Source organism: Streptomyces phaeoluteigriseus, assembly GCF_001896135.2.
GTDB lineage: Bacteria > Actinomycetota > Actinomycetes > Streptomycetales > Streptomycetaceae > Streptomyces > Streptomyces phaeoluteigriseus.
Genome location: NZ_MPOH02000011.1, coordinates 856,962 through 873,331, shown reverse-complemented (window position 1 = coordinate 873,331; position 16,370 = coordinate 856,962). Strand labels below are relative to the sequence as shown.

General features: G+C 71.4%; 11 protein-coding genes, 1 tRNA gene and 2 pseudogenes. 8 read left to right on the top strand and 6 right to left on the bottom strand.

All coding sequences use genetic code 11. The annotated features are described in order from the left end of the window. Positions 1-248: 248 nt before the first annotated feature. The 3 genes and pseudogenes from BM536_RS15005 to BM536_RS14995 all read right to left on the bottom strand — a co-directional run bounded on the left by BM536_RS15005 (position 249) and on the right by BM536_RS14995 (position 3,552). Positions 249-324: transfer RNA gene (locus BM536_RS15005), tRNA-Arg, on the bottom strand. Positions 325-387: 63 nt separating this feature from the next. Next, positions 388-1,964: pseudogene (locus BM536_RS15000) on the bottom strand (IclR family transcriptional regulator domain-containing protein). 256 nt (positions 1,965-2,220) lie between these two features. Further along, positions 2,221-3,552, bottom strand: coding sequence for a M6 family metalloprotease domain-containing protein (locus BM536_RS14995; protein ID WP_094103025.1), 1,332 nt, complete (start codon positions 3,550-3,552; stop codon positions 2,221-2,223). A 397-nt stretch (positions 3,553-3,949) separates the two neighbouring features. Here BM536_RS14995 and BM536_RS14990 point away from each other — a divergent pair, with 397 nt between their 5' ends. After that, the gene (locus tag BM536_RS14990; RefSeq protein WP_073496911.1) at positions 3,950-4,597 is read left to right on the top strand and encodes a TetR/AcrR family transcriptional regulator; all 648 of its coding nucleotides are present in this window, start codon (positions 3,950-3,952) and stop codon (positions 4,595-4,597) included. Positions 4,598-4,936: 339 nt separating this feature from the next. After that, the gene (locus BM536_RS14985) at positions 4,937-6,472 is read left to right on the top strand and encodes an MFS transporter (RefSeq protein ID WP_073496931.1); all 1,536 of its coding nucleotides are present in this window, start codon (positions 4,937-4,939) and stop codon (positions 6,470-6,472) included. Between the two features lie 27 nt (positions 6,473-6,499). On the opposite strand, the gene BM536_RS14980 is transcribed toward BM536_RS14985, so the two are convergent. Then, complete coding sequence (locus BM536_RS14980; RefSeq protein WP_073496909.1) at positions 6,500-7,009, bottom strand: MarR family winged helix-turn-helix transcriptional regulator; 510 nt, start codon at positions 7,007-7,009, stop codon at positions 6,500-6,502. A 112-nt stretch (positions 7,010-7,121) separates the two neighbouring features. Here BM536_RS14980 and BM536_RS14975 point away from each other — a divergent pair, with 112 nt between their 5' ends. Beyond that, positions 7,122-7,931 (top strand): dioxygenase family protein, encoded by an 810-nt coding sequence (locus tag BM536_RS14975; protein ID WP_245873501.1) that lies wholly within the window; start codon positions 7,122-7,124, stop codon positions 7,929-7,931. Between the two features lie 199 nt (positions 7,932-8,130). Here BM536_RS14975 and BM536_RS14970 read toward each other — a convergent pair whose 3' ends face one another. After that, positions 8,131-8,649 carry a GNAT family N-acetyltransferase gene (locus tag BM536_RS14970; protein WP_073496907.1) on the bottom strand — a complete coding sequence of 173 codons (519 nt, stop codon included), beginning with the start codon at positions 8,647-8,649 and terminating at the stop codon, positions 8,131-8,133. Between the two features lie 204 nt (positions 8,650-8,853). Between BM536_RS14970 and BM536_RS14965 the strand changes: the two genes are divergently transcribed. Together BM536_RS14965 and BM536_RS14960 are read left to right on the top strand one after the other, a co-directional pair. After that, entirely contained in the window at positions 8,854-9,849 is a 996-nt protein-coding gene (locus tag BM536_RS14965) for a sigma-70 family RNA polymerase sigma factor (RefSeq protein WP_073496905.1), read from the top strand. Between the two features lie 632 nt (positions 9,850-10,481). Continuing rightward, on the top strand, positions 10,482-11,156 hold the full coding sequence (locus BM536_RS14960; RefSeq protein WP_073496904.1) for a TetR/AcrR family transcriptional regulator: 675 nt from the start codon (positions 10,482-10,484) through the stop codon (positions 11,154-11,156). 13 nt (positions 11,157-11,169) lie between these two features. Here the strand turns inward: BM536_RS14960 and BM536_RS14955 are convergent. Continuing rightward, positions 11,170-12,211: pseudogene (locus BM536_RS14955) on the bottom strand (helix-turn-helix transcriptional regulator). A 62-nt stretch (positions 12,212-12,273) separates the two neighbouring features. Here BM536_RS14955 and BM536_RS14950 point away from each other — a divergent pair. The 3 genes from BM536_RS14950 to pfkB all read left to right on the top strand — a co-directional run bounded on the left by BM536_RS14950 (position 12,274) and on the right by pfkB (position 15,773). Further along, on the top strand, positions 12,274-13,857 hold the full coding sequence (locus BM536_RS14950) for an MFS transporter (protein ID WP_079275289.1): 1,584 nt from the start codon (positions 12,274-12,276) through the stop codon (positions 13,855-13,857). 210 nt (positions 13,858-14,067) lie between these two features. Then, a complete protein-coding gene (locus BM536_RS14945; protein ID WP_073499916.1) occupies positions 14,068-14,829 on the top strand; it encodes a DeoR/GlpR family DNA-binding transcription regulator in 762 nt (253 codons plus the stop codon). Next, positions 14,826-15,773: a 1-phosphofructokinase gene (gene pfkB, locus BM536_RS14940; protein ID WP_094103024.1), complete on the top strand. Its 948-nt coding sequence runs from the start codon at positions 14,826-14,828 to the stop codon at positions 15,771-15,773. The genes BM536_RS14945 and pfkB overlap by 4 nt, the downstream gene beginning before the upstream one ends. Positions 15,774-16,370: the final 597 nt, after the last annotated feature.

Sequence of the window (16,370 nt, the reverse complement as noted above, 5' to 3'; positions counted from 1 at the left end):
CCTGGTGTTCCAGTTGTTGGCGTGGCGGGATTTGCGCCCACGGGCTATTCGTCCCGAAGCAACTTAGGACGCTCGCCTCGACGTCCTGGACGTCATGACGACCATCGAGACGGGCGTGATTCACGGGCCGGCGCAGCGCCCCGACGCGGCCGAGTGGCCAGCGTGCCGTGCGCGGGTCTTGTTGATGTCAGAAGTAGATGCCAAAGGCCTACCACCTCCGAGAATTCGGAAGTGGTAGGCCTTTGACCTGGTGCCCCCGGCAGGATTCGAACCTGCGACACCCGCTTTAGGAGAGCGGTGCTCTATCCCCTGAGCTACGAAGGCGTGGGCCCACGTGTGTGTGGGTCCAGGCGTCAGCGTACCGGAATCGGTTGGGGGGTGTGGGCGTCAGGTCAGCGGTACGGGTGTGAAGCGGGAGGCTGTGTGGAGGGCCGTTTCGATGTGGGTGGCTGTGGTGGTGAGGGCGGGGAGGAGGGTGTCGACGCAGTCCTCTGCCGTGCGGCGGGCCGTGTGGGTGGAGGTGGTGAGGGCGGCGATCGTGTGGCCGGTGCGGTCGTGGATGGGGACGGCGAGGGTGCGGACGCCGTGTTCCAACTCCTCGTCCGCCAGGGCGTGGTCGTGGTGGGACAGGAGGACGCGGCCGACGGCCGTGTCGGTGGTGGCCGGGAGGCGGGTACCGATGCGGATGTCGACGCGCATGACGTGGCGGGCGGTCGCCCGGGCCGTGCACTGGATCTCATCGCCCGTTTCCGTGAGGGCCGCGAGGTAGGTCGTTTCCTGGATGCGGTCCGTCAGGGCCCGTAGGTGGGGTTCCGCGAGGTGGGGGAGGGGGTTCCGGCGAGTGGGGGGAAGCCGAGGGACAGGACGCGGGGGGTGAGGGTGAAGGTGCGGTGGGGGGTCTGGGTCACCAGGTTCAGGTGGTCGTAGGTGATCAGGGCTCTGCGGGCCGTGGCCCGGGCCAGGCCGGTCGCCTTCGCCACCTCGGTCAGGGTCAGGGACTCCCTGCCTTCCCCGAACGCCGTGAGGACGGTCAGCCCGCGGGCCAGGGACTCGATGAATTCGCGGCCCAGTTCCTGCTTCGACGCACCCGTCCGGAGGGCGAGGCCCGCGGGTGGGGGACCCGGTTCGGCGGGCGGGGCCTGGCGCAGGGCCTCCTCCATCTCCGCCACGGCCGTACGGAGCCGGGGGAGGAGCGTGTCGCGCAGGTCGGCCGCCGTGTGCCGGCTGGTGTGGCTGACGACGTTGGCGACGCAGGCGAGGCGGCCCGTACGGGGGTCCCGTACGGGTGCGGAGACCGCCACCAGGCCCGGCTCGATCAACTGATCGTCCAGGGACCAGCCCTCCGCCGCCGCCCGCTCCGTCCGGCGTACGAAGCCCTCGTCCGGGTCGCGGGTGTGCGGGGCCGGGGGGACGGCGGGGAAGGCGCGGTCCTGCGGGTCCGTCGTCCGGCGGGTGCGCCAGCGGGTCCAGTCCGCGTCGGTCCATTCCGTCGCGAACAGCGGGCCGGGCGCGGTGCGTTCGGCCGGGAGCAGGTCGCCGATGCGGAAGCTGAGGGACATCGCGCGGCGCCGGGTCGCCTGGTGGATGAAGCGGATGCCGTCACGGTCGGCGACCGCCAGCGACACCGACTCGTCGAGTTCGTCGGCCAGGGCGTCGGCGCGCGAGCCGAGGAGGGCGGGCAGGCGCAGCGCGGCCAGGTAGGCGTTGCCGAGTTCCATCACGTGCGGGGTCAGGACCGCGTCCCGGCCGTCGAGACGGACGTACTCCATGCGGGCCAGCGTCGCCACGATCCGGTCGACCGTGGAACGGGCCAGACCGGTGGCGCGTTCCAGGGCGCTCGCGCTCATCGTGCCGCCCGCCGCGGTCAGCTCCTCAAGGACCGCGACCCCCCGGATCAGCGGCGTCACCGCCTCTTCCGGTACCTGGCTGTCCGGGGCGGCGGTCGGGGTCGTCCTGGCGGGCATCGTCTCTCCGGTACGGCGGTCGCGGCAGGTCGCCTACGGTAGCCGCGCCCACGCCCGTCGTCGTGCGCCCGTGCCCGTGCGTCTGTCGTCGTATGCCGGTACGCCCGTAGCCGTAGCCGTAGCCGTAGCCGTAGCCCGTACCCGTACGCCCGTACCCGTGCGCCCGTACCCGTGCGCCCGTACCCGTACGCCCGTACCCGTGCGGCCGTCCTCGTACGGCGGTCGGCGTGCGGCCGCCGCGGTGCCCTGCCGGCTGCTACCTCCGGGTGACCCGCACCCGGTACGTCCCCTCCAGGTCCGCCGCCACCACGGAGATCCGCACCCCCCGCGCCGTGTCCTTGAACGTCTCGCCCGGCACGAGCGGCGCGTCCGACAGCTCGGCGTGGACGTTGGGGCTGCGTGTGCAGCCGCCGCTGTCGCGCTGGGAGTCGTGGACCGTGACCGGGCCCATGCCGGTGTCGATGTTCGCGTCGACCTTGTAGACGAGGACGCCGGGGCGGCACACGGCCTCGTCGTTGCCGCCGCGGGTGCGCAGCTCCACGGCGTACCCGGCGCGGCTGTTGAGGGGGACGAAGACCAGCTTGGGGCCGCCCGGCTCGGCGAGGGGGGTGAGGGCGTACTCGCTGGTGCCGGGCGCGGCGGCGCAGCCGATCTGGGCGGCGTCCAGCCAGCCCAGCTTCCATTTGTGCCAGCCGAGGAAGTCGTTGTTGGCGCCCCAGTCCTCGCTCATGATGTCCCAGTGGCCGACCGCCCCGCCGCCCTCCTGGGTGTAGAGGTCGGGCAGGCCGAAGACGTGGCCGTTCTCGTGCGGCAGCACGCGGTAGCCGGTGCGGTCGTAGGAGCCGGAGCCGTCGTCCTGGCGGGAGTAGACGAAGGACGCGTTCGCGACGGGGACGCCGTCGGCGACCGGGGCCTCGTGGTTGCCGGCGAACGTCACCGACAGGACCGTGTCCAGCGCGGAGGGGCCCGCGTTCGGCGTGACCAGCACGTTCAGGAGGTCGTACGCCCGGAAGTCGACGGTCGGGTCGGCGGCGGCCACGATGTCCTGGACCAGCTCGCGGTAGCCGGGGTCGAAGGGCGCGCCGCGCTCTATGCCGTACGCGCGAAACGGTTTGGGCATGCGCAGCCAGCCGGGGACGGGGGTCTCGGCGCGGTAGTCGAGGCGGCCGTAGGACGCGGTGCGGAACCACTCCCGGGTCTGCGGGAAGAACTCGCGGAACCGGTCCTGTGCCTTGCCGCGGCCGGGTGCGTCCGAGAAGTCGATCATCAGGGTCAGGGCGCGGACGGTGCCCGTGGAGCGGACGTAGCCGCCGGCCGTCGGGACGCCCTCGGACATCTGGACGGCGGACCCCGGGGTGATCAGGCAGGGCGCGAGGGCGGGAGAGCGGGCCAGCGAGATCGGGCCCGCGCCGGCCGGGGAGGAACGCGGTGCCAGGTGAGCGGTGCCGGCCGAGGTGCTGACCGCGAAGGTCAGCGCGGTGACGCAGACGAGGCCGGCCGTGCGGCGGCGCCTGCGTATGTGTCGGCGGAGCGGATCCGCAGGCGCGGCATGGTGGCCCGCCCCGGGTCGCTCAGGCTGCGGCTGCATGCGGGAACCCTTCGCGCCAGGCAGCCACCGTCACCGGCTGCACCCTTTCGATCACCCTCGTCGGGGGCGGGCGGGGGCGCGCGCTGGAGCGGCCGATCGTGGGTTACCGGGAGGTAGTGGGCAGGCGCGGGCGAGGTGAGAGCGCTTGTGACCCAGGTCACGTGAAAAGAATCGACCACCGGGAAATAACCGGGGACCGTCTCCCCGTTTAGCCATGTGTCCGAGCGAAGCGGGGACCATGTCCCCGGATCGGGAGCGACAGCGGAACCAGCAGTACCGGTACCGACAGAAGTGCCAGCAGCACCAGCAGCGACAGAAGTACCAGCAGCACCAGCAGTACCAATAGCGACAGAAGTACCAGCACCACCGGTCACGTCATCGATCAGAGGAGTACGCCGTGCAGACCGCAACCGCCCCCGCGCAGCGCAAGGTGCCCCGGCCGCGCGCCGACGCCCTGCGCAACCGGGAGCGGATCGTCACCGCCGCCCGCGAGATGTTCGTCGAACTCGGCCCCGAGGTGCCGCTGGACGACATTGCCCGCCGGGCCGGTGTCGGCAACGCCACGGTGTACCGCAACTTCCCCGACCGGGACGCCCTTGTCCGCGAGGTCGTCTGCTCCGTCATGGACCGCACGGCCCACGCGGCCGCCCAGGCGCTCGCCGAGACCGGCGACGCCTTCGGCGCGCTGGAGCGCTTCGTGCACGTCGCCGCCGACGAACGCGTCAGCGCGCTGTGCCCGATGGTCACCAGCACCTTCGACAAGGACCACCCGGATCTCGTGGCCGCCCGTATGCGGGTCGAGCAGCTCGTCGAGGAGGTCATGGAGCGCGCCCGGCAGGCCGGGCAGCTTCGCGACGACGTCGGCTACGGCGACCTGATGGTCGCCGTGGCCCAACTCAGCCGGCCTCCGGCGGGCACCGCCTGCCCCAGCGTCGACCGCTTCCTCCATCGCCATCTCCAGCTGTTCCTGGACGGACTGCGGGCCCCGGCCCGGTCGGTCCTGCCGGGCACGGCCGTGACCATGGAGGACCTGCGCCAGGCCTGAGCCACCGCAAGCCACACACGCCACCCACACCACGGCAGCCACGCAAGCCACAACGCCACGCAAGCCATGTAAACAAACCGCAAACCACCACAAGCCACGCAGGACGACTCCGGGACTCCGGCTTCACGCTGCGAGACCCGATGCAGACGATGCGGACGGTCGAAGACCGCCACCGTCGCCGCCGTCGTCACCGCTGCCACCGACGTCGCTGAACCCGATCAACCGATTCCGGACCCCTCCCCGCGGCCGTCACCGTCGACGGGTCGTCATCTTGCTCCGCCCGTTTTCTTTCACCAATTCATGACATTAACGTCACGAAGTTCCGAAGTGGGTACCTCCATGTCTGACACAGCCACCAAGGCTCCCGGCATCCGCCAGTCGGATCCGGCTCGCTGGAAAGCGCTCGTGTTCATCGCGCTCGCCCAGCTGATGGTCGTTCTCGACGCGACCATCGTGAACATCGCCCTGCCCTCCGCCCAGCAGGACCTGGGGATCTCGGACGGCAACCGCCAGTGGGTCGTCACGGCGTACGCCCTGGCCTTCGGCGGGCTCCTGCTCTTCGGCGGCCGTATCGCCGACCTCTGGGGCCGCAAGCGCACCTTCGTCCTCGGCCTGGTCGGCTTCGCCGCCGCCTCGGCGCTCGGTGGCGCGGCCACCAACGAGGCGATGATGTTCGGCTCCCGCGCCCTCCAGGGTGTCTTCGGCGCGCTGCTCGCGCCCGCCGCGCTCTCCCTGCTCGCCGTGATGTTCACGGACGCCAAGGAGCGCGCCAAGGCGTTCGGCATCTACGGCGCGATCGCCGGTGGTGGTGGCGCGGTCGGCCTCATCCTCGGCGGTTTCCTCACCGAGTACCTGAACTGGCGTTGGACGTTCTTCGTGAACATCCCGTTCGCGATCGTCGCCGCGGCCGGTGCCTACTTCGTCATCCGTGAGCCCGCGGGCGGCCGCAACCGCTCCCCGCTCGACATCCCCGGCGTCATACTCTCGACCCTCGGCCTGGTGTCCCTGGTCTACGGCTTCACCCGCGCCGAGTCCGAGGGCTGGAGCGACGCCGTGACCATCGGCATGTTCGTCGCGTCCGTGGTGCTGCTGGCGGCCTTCGTGGTCGTCGAGGCGAAGGTCAAGTCCCCGCTGCTGCCGCTGCGCGTGATCACCGACCGCAACCGCGGCGGTATCTACCTCTCGCTCGGTCTCGCGATCATCTCGATGTTCGGCCTGTTCCTCTTCCTGACCTATTACCTGCAGATCGTGAAGGGCTACACGCCGGTCAAGACCGGTTTCGCGTTCCTTCCGATGATCGTGGGCATGATCACGGGCTCGACCCAGATCGGTACGCGCCTGATGACCCGGGTCGCACCCCGGCTGCTGATGGGCCCCGGCTTCCTGGTCGCCGCGCTCGGCATGCTGCTGCTGACCCAGATGGAGATCGGTTCCTCCTACACGGCCCTGCTGCTGCCGGCGATGCTCCTGCTCGGTCTCGGCATGGGTACGGCGTTCATGCCGGCCATGTCCCTGGCCACCCAGGGCGTCGAGCCGCGCGACTCGGGTGTCGCCTCCGCGATGGTCAACACCTCGCAGCAGGTGGGCGGCGCGATCGGTACGGCGCTGCTGAACACGATCGCCGCCTCGGCCACGACCTCGTACATCGCCGACCACATGGGCGACGCCGGCACCCGCTCCCAGCAGCAGCTGGTCCAGCTGGAGGCCATGGTGAAGGGCTACACCAGCGCGATCTGGTTCGCCGTCGGCATCCTGGTCGTCGCCGCCGCGATCGCCCTGACCTTCGTCAACGCCGGCAAGCCGGACATGAGCGCGGTCGCCGACGCGGGCGAGGACGCCGAGGACTCCCTCCGGGTCCCGGTGGTCGCCCACTGACATGACGTACTGCCCGGGCTGTAGCGGCTAGCGCAGCCAGGGCAGGTCGGCACCCGCTTCGTTCGGCTGGAGTCCCTCGGCGACGATCTGCATGATCTCGCCGAGGGACTTCTGCTGTTCCGGGGTGAGCCGGTCGAAGAGCGCGTTGCGTACGGCGGTCACATGGCCCGGCGCCGCGTTCGTCAGGACGTCGAGGCCCTCGTCGGTCAGTACGGCGAACTGGCCGCGCTTGTCGGAGGGGCAGTCCTCGCGCCGTACCCAGCCGTTCTTCTCCAGGCGCGCGATGGCGTGCGAGAGGCGGGAGCGGGTGATCTTGGCGTCCCTCGCCAGCTCGGTCATCCGCAGCCGGCGGCGGGGGGACTCGGCGAGCTTGACGAGGAGGCCGTAGTAGACGTGCGGCATGCCGGCGTCGCGTTGCAGCTGCCGGTCCAACTGATCCTCGAGGAGGGTGGTGGCGTGCAGGTACGAACGCCAGATGCGCTGTTCCTCTGCGGTGAGCCACTGCGGCTCGTGAGCGGGTGCGGCTGCCTTCGTCATGGGGTCCACTCTACGTGTTTCATCCTTGAACTTTAAACAAGTGGCGCCTACAGTGATGTGGAGTGGAAGATTTAGAGTTCAAGCAGACTGAGCTGCCGAGGGAGTTGCCGACATGCCCGCCGTCACCCAGGAGCGTGCCGTTCCGCAGGAGCGCATGCCCGCCCTGTATCTCAGCCACGGCGCCCCGCCCCTCGCGGACGACCCCGTCTGGCCCGGTCAGCTCGCCGCCTGGTCCGCCGACCTGCCCCGCCCCAAGGCGATCCTCATGGTCTCCGCCCACTGGGAGGAGGCCCCCCTCGCCCTCGGCGCGGTCGAGCCGGTCCCCCTGGTCTACGACTTCTGGGGCTTTCCCGAGCACTACTACCGGGTGCGCTACGACGCCCCGGGCGCACCCGCGCTCGCCCAGAGCGTGCGCAAGCTGCTGCGCGCCCCTGGAATCCCCGTACAGGACATCCCCGACCGTGGCCTCGACCATGGGGCGTACGTCCCCCTCGTCGAGATGTTCCCGGCCGCCGACATCCCGGTCCTCCAGATCTCCATGCCGACGCTCGACCCCGTGAAGCTCATGGAGATCGGCCGCAAGCTGGCGCCCCTGCGCGACGAGGGCGTGCTCATCGTCGGCTCCGGGTTCTTCACCCACAACCTGGCCGCGCTACGGCACACCGGCGGGGGAGTGCCCACCTGGTCCTCGGAGTTCGACGACTGGGGGCGGCACGCGCTGGAGAACCGGGACTGGGACGCCCTGCTGGACTTCCTGCACAAGGCCCCCGCGGGCAGGTACGCCCACCCGCGCACCGAGCACTTCGCCCCGCTGTTCGTCACCATGGGCGCCGCGGAGGTGTCCGGCGAGCTGGACACGCAGAGGTCGGTGATCGACGGGTTCTGGCTGGGCATGGCGAAGCGGTCGGTGCAGTTCGGCTGACCTGGGGACCCTCTGCCTTGCCCGCGGCTGACCGCGGCACCCTTCGCTTCGCCGGCGGCAGCTGACCGCGGCACCCTTCGCTTCGCCCGCGGCCCCCTAGCCTTCGCCCGTTACGTGCCCGTAGGACCCGTAGGACACAGGACCCGTAGGACACAGGACCCGTAGGGCACAGGACCCGTAGGACCCGTCACCTGGTCCCCTACAGGTCCCTTTCGTACCAGGCGACATCCCAGTAGCGGCCGAACTTGCGGCCCACTTCGCGGTACGTGCCCACGTGCCGGAAGCCGAAGCGTTCGTGCAGCCGCACGGACGCTTCGTTGGGCTGGGCGATGCCCGCGTACGCGCGATGCAGGTCCTCGCCCGAGAGGGCCTCGAACAGCGACTTGTAGAGGAGCGTGCCGACACCGCGGCCGGCGGCGTCCGGGCGGAGGTAGATCGTCACCTCGACGGAGGTCGTGTAGGCCGGTTTCGGGCGGAAGGGGCCGGAAGTGGCGTACCCCAGAATTTCCTGTGAGTCCGTGTCCGTGGCAACCATCAGCCGGTACGGGCCGTCTTCAGGGTGGGAGAGCAGCCAAGGGCGGCGCTCCTCCGGAGTGAAAATCGCGGTATCGAATGTGATCGGCGTCTCACGTACGTAGTGGTTGTAGAGGTCGGTGAGGGCTTCAAGATCCCCCTCGATTCCCGGCCTGACCTGCACCTCTGTACGTTCCGACGGCATTCGTCCTCCTCCTGGGGCCCGACAGGGTACTGCATGATCAGAAAAATCGGGGGACGGGTTGGGAATTCTGTCCTGATTCCAGTCGTTGTTTCCATCGGATGCAGGGCACCCGAGGAGAGTCCCGAGAGAGTCCCGGGAGGACCCGAGTCAGTGCGCCGGCGTCCAAGGACCACCCGCTGACCCCACCATCGCAAGGGAGCACGCATGGCAACCCGTGCCGTCGCCCGTCGTCAGTCCGCCTCCGGCGAGACCGGCGCGGCAAGCAGCGCTCGCGTTCACGGCGGAGAGATCGCCGACCGCGATCTGGTCGGCATGTACCTCGACGAGATCGCACGCACGCCTCTGCTCGACGCCGCCAAGGAAGTCGAGTTGTCGCAGATCATCGAGGCGGGTGTGTTCGCGCGGCAGGTCCTCGACGGGGCCGAGGAGTCCAAGGCGGACGCCTCCCGTGAGGAGCTCGAGGCGCTCGTCGCCGAGGGAGAGCGCGCCAAGGACGTCTTCATCCGTTCCAACCTGCGGCTGGTCGTCGCGGTCGCCCGCCGGTACCCGCGCAGCGGTCTGCCCCTGCTGGACCTGGTCCAGGAGGGCAACGCCGGCCTGGTCCGCGCGGTCGAGAAGTTCGACTACCGCAAGGGTTTCAAGTTCTCCACGTATGCCACGTGGTGGATCCGCCAGGCCATCACCCGGTCCATAGCCGACCAGTCGCGCACGATCAGGCTGCCCGTCCACCTCGTGGAGGAGCTGGGCCGGATCCGCCGCGTGCAGCGGGAGTTCAACCGCGAGCACGGCCGCGACCCGGAGCCCCTGGAGATCGCCACCGAGCTGGGTTCCAAGCCGGAGCGCGTCATCGACGTGCTCGACTGGGCGCGCGACCCGGTCTCGCTGAACATGCCGGTCGACGACCAGGGCGAGACGCAGTTCGGCGACCTGCTCGAGGACACCTCGGCGGTCTCGCCCGAGCAGTCCGTGCTCACGCTGCTGCGCAGCGAGGAGCTGGACGGCCTCATCGACCGCCTCGACCCGCGCACGGCCTCCATCATCAAGATGCGGTACGGCATCGACGACGGCCGCGAGCGCACGCTGACCGAGGTCGGCAAGGAACACGGTCTGACGCGTGAGCGGATCCGTCAGATCGAGAAGCACGCCCTGCTGGAACTGAAGAAGCTGGCCCGGGACACCGGGTTCGAGGCGGCGGCGTAGGACGGGCCCCGCGCCCGCGAGGGGTCAGCGTCCGGGCCGGAACCCGCCACGGGGCGGTTCCGGACGGGTGCGGTGTCTGCCACCGGCGTACGCGGGGTGGCGGAAGTACGCGCAAACATGGCGGAGAAGGTCGCTTCAACCGGTGGCCCCGGGGGAAAAACACTCCTGGGCACGGGGGTTCGAGCGGCCTCTCATGAACAACTCTCATGAACGATCGCCATGAACGACCTCTCATGAACGATCTCTCTTAACCACGTCCCGACGCAATCCCGCCCCCCCGGCGCCGGACCTTCCGAGTCGGACTTCGGCCGCCTCCCCCCCCCGGCGCCGAGGTCCGGCTCTTTTTGCGGCCTCTTTTGCGGCGGGTCGGCCTTCGTCGTGCGGCACGTTCAGCCTCTGTCATGCGGCACGTCGGCGTCCGCGACGACCGCTGGGCGGCGTACGGACAGGGTGAAGGGCGGGCCACCCCGTACCTGAACCCCGGGGTGGCCGCCTGGATGGCAGATTGTGCCACATGGGCATAGCCTGCCGATGTGACAAGCTCCACCCCCGCACCGCCTCCCTCCCCTCCCTCTTCCACGAGCCCGCCCGCCCCGGCTTCACTGACCGAGCGGCGCAAGGCGGCGACCAGGATGGAGATCGCCCGAGCGGCCGCAGGTCTCTTCGCAGGCCGAGGCCTCAAGGCCACCCGCGCCGAGGACATCGCCCAGGCGGCCGGCATCGCGCCGCGCACGTTCTACCGGTACTTCGCCTCCAAGGAGGAGGCGATCGCCCCGCTCTACGCGGCCGGCGCCCGGCGCTGGGCGGAGGCGGTGCGCGAGGCGCCGCCCGAACTGTCCCTGCCCGACGCCCTGGAACACGCGGTACGGCAGACACTCACTCCCGGCGTCGGGGTCTCGGCGGCCTCCTGGGAGTGGGTCCGTACCCTCATCCGCCTGGCCTCCACCAGCCCCGCCCTGGGCAAGGTCTGGGCGGAGGTCTGCCATGCGTCGGAGGGGGCACTGGGGGAGGTGCTCAGGGAGCGGGCGGCCAGGAGTGCCGCCGGGCTCGACAACGTTGCCGAGCCTGTCGAGCCGGCTCAACCTGCCGAGTCGGCCGAGCCTGTTGTGTCAGCCGAGCCTGCCCAACCCGCCGAGCCCACCCCGCGTCAGCGTTTCCTCGCGGCGGTCGCGGGGGCCGCCGTCCGCGTCGCCGTGGAGAGCTGGTCCACCACCGACCGCCCCCCGAACGGTCCCGACGGCCCGGCGGAACTCGCCCTGCGGAACCTGGAAGCGGTGCGGGGGATGGAGTGGCGGGAGCGCGAGTGATGCCCCGGGCCGACTAACCGTTCGCACCAGCTTCCGCGGCCCCGGCGACACGGTCGGACCCCGAACCCGAACCCGCGCCCGACCCCGACGCCGCCCCCGCGCCCGCTCTCCCCAGCCGTTCCCCCAACTCCCCGTACCCGCTCCACCAGTTCTTCCGGCGAGTGGACCGTGAACTCGTGGCCCAGCATCGCCAGGCGGACCGCGAGCCACTCCAGGGGGTCGCCGGTGACGGCTCGCAGGCGGCAGCCGTCGGGGGTCTGCTCCGGACGGCCGAACCAGGACGGGAGCCGGGCGGCGACGGTCTCGGCCGGGGCCTGGAAGGTGACCTCGAACTCGTAGGTCTCCTGGCGGCGTTGGATCGACTGGCGCAGGTACTCCGCCGCATCCCCCTGCGGCACCTCCCGCGGGGCGAAACGGGTTCCGGTGGCGAAGGGCTGGCCCACCCGGTCGACGCGGAAGGTGCGCCAGTCGTCGCGTTCGAGGTCGTAGGCGACGAGGTACCAGCGGCGGCCGGTGGAGACGAGGCGGTACGGCTCGGTCAGGCGGCGCGACTCGGTGCCGTCCTTCGCGCGGTAGGCGAACCGCAGCCGCTCGTGCCCGGCGACCGTCGAGGCGATGACGGTGAGCGTCTCGGGCGCGATGCTGGCCCCGTCTCCGCTGGTCAGCGGGGTGGTCGCGGCCTGGAGCGTGGCGACGCGGTGGCGCAGCCGGGCCGGCAGCACCTGCTCCAGCTTCGCCAAGGCCCGTACGGATGCCTCGTCGACGCCCTCCAGGGCGTGCCCGGCGCCCGCCCGCAGGCCCACCGCGATCGCCACCGCCTCCTCGTCGTCGAGGACGAGCGGCGGCATCGCCTTGCCCGCGACCAGCCGGTATCCGCCGTCGGAGCCCTTGGTCGCCTGGACGGGATAACCGAGTTCCCGCAGCCGGTCGATGTCCCGCCGGACCGTGCGGCGGGACACCTGGAGGCGGCCCGCGAGTTCGCCACCGGGCCATTCGCGGGGCGTCTGGAGGAGGGAGAGGAGTTGCAGCAGCCGAGCCGGAGTGTCCGTCGTCATGGGTTCGAGGATGCCCTACCAGTAGGACACGATCTGACCTACTGGGGTCCTAGTGTCCTCGCATGACCTCCAACGAGACCCAGTTCTCCGCCGATCCCGGTCGGCCCGAGCGCCCTGCGGGGGCGGACGCCCAGGCAGCCTCGTCGACCGCCACCGCGACAGGGGCGGTGGGCGACCGCCGCAGGTGGTTCGCCCTGGCGATCGTGATGACCGCGGCCTTCATGGACCTCGTCGACGTCACGATCGTCAACATCGCCGTCCCGTCCATGCGGCGCGACGCGGGCGCTTCCGACAGCCAGGTCCAATGGATCACCGCGGGTTACGCGCTCGCCTTCGCCGCGGGTCTCATCACCGGCGGACGCCTGGGCGACATCTACGGCCGCAAACGGCTGTTCCTCCTCGGCATCGGAGGTTTCACCATCGCCTCCGCACTGTGCGGCTTCGCCGTGAACCCGGAGATGCTGGTCGCCTCCCGCCTGCTCCAGGGCGGCATGGCGGCGCTGATGGTCCCTCAGGTGCTGTCGATCGTGCACGCCACCTTCCCGGCGCACGAACGCGGCAAGGTCTTCGGGCTCTTCGGTGCGGTCGTCGGCCTGGGCGCGGTCTCGGGACCACTGCTGGGCGCGCTGCTGATGGAGTGGGACCTGTTCGGGCTGGACTGGCGGCCGATCTTCCTCATCAACCTGCCGGTCGGCATCGCGGCCCTGATCCTCGGCAGCCGCTTCATCACCGAGTCGCGTGCGCCGAAGGCGCTCAAGCTCGACCTGGTCGGCGTCGCGCTGGTGACGCTCGGTCTGCTGATGCTGCTCTACCCGCTGACCCGCGGCCGTGAGCTGGGCTGGCCGCTGTGGGGCTACCTGTCGATGGCCGGCGCGTTCGGCGTCTTCGGCGCGCTGGTGGCGTACGAGCGGCGCAAGGGCGCGCGGGACGGCTCGCCGCTGATCGAGCTCTCCCTCTTCCGGGTGAAGAGCTTCGCCGCGGGCATCGCGGTGCAGACGGTGTTCGGCATCAGCCTCGGCATCTTCTTCCTGGTCTGGACGCTGTACATGCAGATCGGCCTCGGCTGGGGCGAGCTGCGCGCCGGTCTGACGGGGATCCCGTTCTCCCTCGCGGTGTCGACGGCCGCCGGTCTCTCCGTGCAGAAGCTGGTTCCGCGCTTCGGCCGCAAGGTGCTCCAGGCGGGCGCGCTGACCATGGCCGCGGGTGTCCTGCTCTACCTGTGGGAGTCCGGGCGCTACGGCCTCGACATCGCCCCCTGGCAGATGATCCTGCCGCTCACGGTGATGGGCGCCGGCATGGGGCTGATCGTCGCCCCGCTGACCGACGCGGTGCTGTCGGACGTGCCGCGCGAGCACGCCGGTTCGGCGTCCGGGCTGATCAACACCGTGCAGCAGATGGGCACCGCGCTCGGCCTCGGCCTGGTGTCCGTCGTCTTCTTCGGCCGGATCGGTGAGCGGCTGACCCCGGCCGAGACGGGCCCGGAGTTCGTGGACGCCTTCCGGTACGCGCTGGGCTGGGTGGCCGCGGTGCTGGGCGTCATCTTCCTGCTGATGTTCGCCCTGCCGAAGCGGCCCGCCCAGCACGTGGAGAGTGCGGGGGAGCCGGAACTGCCGGCAGCCGGGAAGGAGCCGGAACTCGTCTCCTGAGCCGGGACCGAGAAGGGCGCCGGAAGGGCCTGTCACCTGCCGAGGTGACAGGCCCTTCCGGCGTCCCCGGACGCACTCGGGCATCGCCGGAAGTCCGTTCGTGCCCGAATCGCGTCCGAACCTGTTTACTTTCCGGAAATCCGGGCGTAGCCTCCGTGGCGAAACCACAGGTCCGGGCATAAACCCGGTAACGGTCGGAGGCGAACGGACATGTACGCACCGGAGCGGCAGCAGGAGATCCTGCGGCTCGCCCGTGACGGCGGCCGGGTGGACGTGCTGTCGCTGGCCGAGGAGTTCCAGGTCACGGCGGAGACGATCCGCCGCGACCTGAAGGCCCTCGACCGCGCCGGCCTCGTGCGTCGCGTGCACGGCGGTGCCATACCGGTCGGACGCCTCGATTTCGAGCCGGACCTGGCCGAGCGTGAGTCCACCTCCGCCGACGAGAAGGACCGCATCGCCAAGGCCGCCCTGACCGAACTGCCGGCCGAGGGCACGATGATCCTCGACGCCGGCACGACGGTCGCCCGCCTGGCCGCCGCCCTCCCGCTGGAAGCCTCGCTCACCGTGGTCACGCACTCCCTGCCGATCGCGGCCCGTCTCGCCGACCACCCCGGCATGCAGCTCCACCTGATCGGGGGGCGCGTACGGCACCGTACGCGCGCCGCCGTGGACGCCTGGGCGCTGCGGGCGTACGGCGAGATCCGCGCCGACGTCCTGTTCGTCGCCGCGAACGGGTTCTCCACCGAGCACGGGCTCACCACCCCCGACCTCGCCGAGGCCGCGGTGAAGCGGGCGGCGATGGCCGCGGCCCGCCGGGTCGTCCTGCTCGCCGACTCCGCCAAGCACGGCCAGGAGCACTTCGCCCGCTTCGGCGACCTGAGCGACGTGGACCTGCTGATCACCGACAGCGGGCTGAGCCCCGACGACGCGGCCGCCATCGAGCGCGGTGGCACGGAAGTGGTACGCGCATGATCCTCACCGTCACCCCGAACCCGTCCCTCGACCGCACCTACGAGGTCCCCTCCCTCGACCGCGGCGAGGTCATCCGCGCCACCGGCGAGCGCATGGACCCGGGCGGCAAGGGCGTGAACGTCTCGCGGGCCGTCGCGGCCGCCGGACGGCGCACGGTCGCCGTACTGCCCCTGGGTGGTGCGCCGGGCGCGCTCGTCGCCGATCTGCTCGACGCGCAGGGCATCGAGGTCGCACCGGTCCCGGTCGCCGGGGCCACCCGCTCGAACATCGCGCTCGCGGAGTCCGACGGGGTACTGACGAAGATCAACGCGCCGGGTCCCGAACTCTCCCCGGAGGAGCAGGAACTGCTCCTGGAGACCGTGCGCGAGCAGTCCCGCGACGCCGACTGGATCGCCTGCTGCGGCAGCCTGCCCCGCGGGCTCGCGCCCTCCTGGTACGCCGACGTGGTCGCGCGGGCGCACGCCGGGGGCGCGCGGATCGCGCTGGACACCTCGGGGCGCGCGTTGACGGAGGCGCTGCGCGAGCGGCCCGACGTCGTGAAGCCGAACGCCGAGGAACTCGCCGAGGCGGTCGGACGCCCCCTGGCGACCGTGGGCGACGCCGTGAAGGCGGCCGAGGAGTTGCGCGAGATGGGCGCACGCGTCGTGCTCGCGAGTCTGGGCGCCGACGGGCAGCTCCTCGTGGAGGACGCGGGCACCTGGTTCGCCACCGCGCACGTCGACGCCGTCCGCAGCAATGTGGGGGCGGGGGACTCCTCCCTCGCCGGATTCCTCATCGCCGGCGGCAGCGGCCCGCAGGCGCTCGCCTCCGCCGTCGCACACGGCGCGGCCGCCGTCCAACTGCCCGGCAGCGTGATGCCGACCCCGGCCGACCTGGACCCGGCGGGGGTGACGGTCACCGCGGAGGTGCCGGTGGACCGCGAACTGAAGGAGCCGGTGTCATGACCCTCGACCCGGTGGCCCGCCCGGCCCGCCGCCCGGCCTCTGCCACGGCCCGCCGCCCGGCTCCTGCCACGGCCCGCCGCTCGACCTCTGCCGCGGCCCATCACCCGGCGCCTGTCGGGAGGGCCGGCAACCCGGCGGGCCCGGCGCCTGTGGCGGTGGCTGATGGTGTGGTGCCTGTGGCGGTGGCTGACGGTCCGGTACCTGTCGCGGTGGTTGTCGGTCTGGCGCCTGCCGCGATGGCTGATGGTGTAGTGCCTGCCGCGATGGCTGACGGCCCGGCACCTGCCGCGATGGCTGACGGGCGGCTCCTGTCAGGGCGGCCGGCCCACCAGCGCCTGCCGCGGCGGCCGACGGTCCGCCGCGGTGGCAGCCGCTGCCCGTCGGCGCCGGTCGCGGACTGCGGCCGCCGTCCCTCGTTGCTCCGGCCGACCCCCGCCCGGCGTCGCGCGAGGCGTTCACATCACCGGCTCCGTTCACACCGGTAGCCCGGACGACGTCGGCCGGGACCCGGCGAGGTTCCCCTTACTCGCCGCCCAGCACGGGCAGCGTGGCGTCCTGAGCCGCCCCGCTGCCAGGGCGGGCAGGGCCCGACGGCCT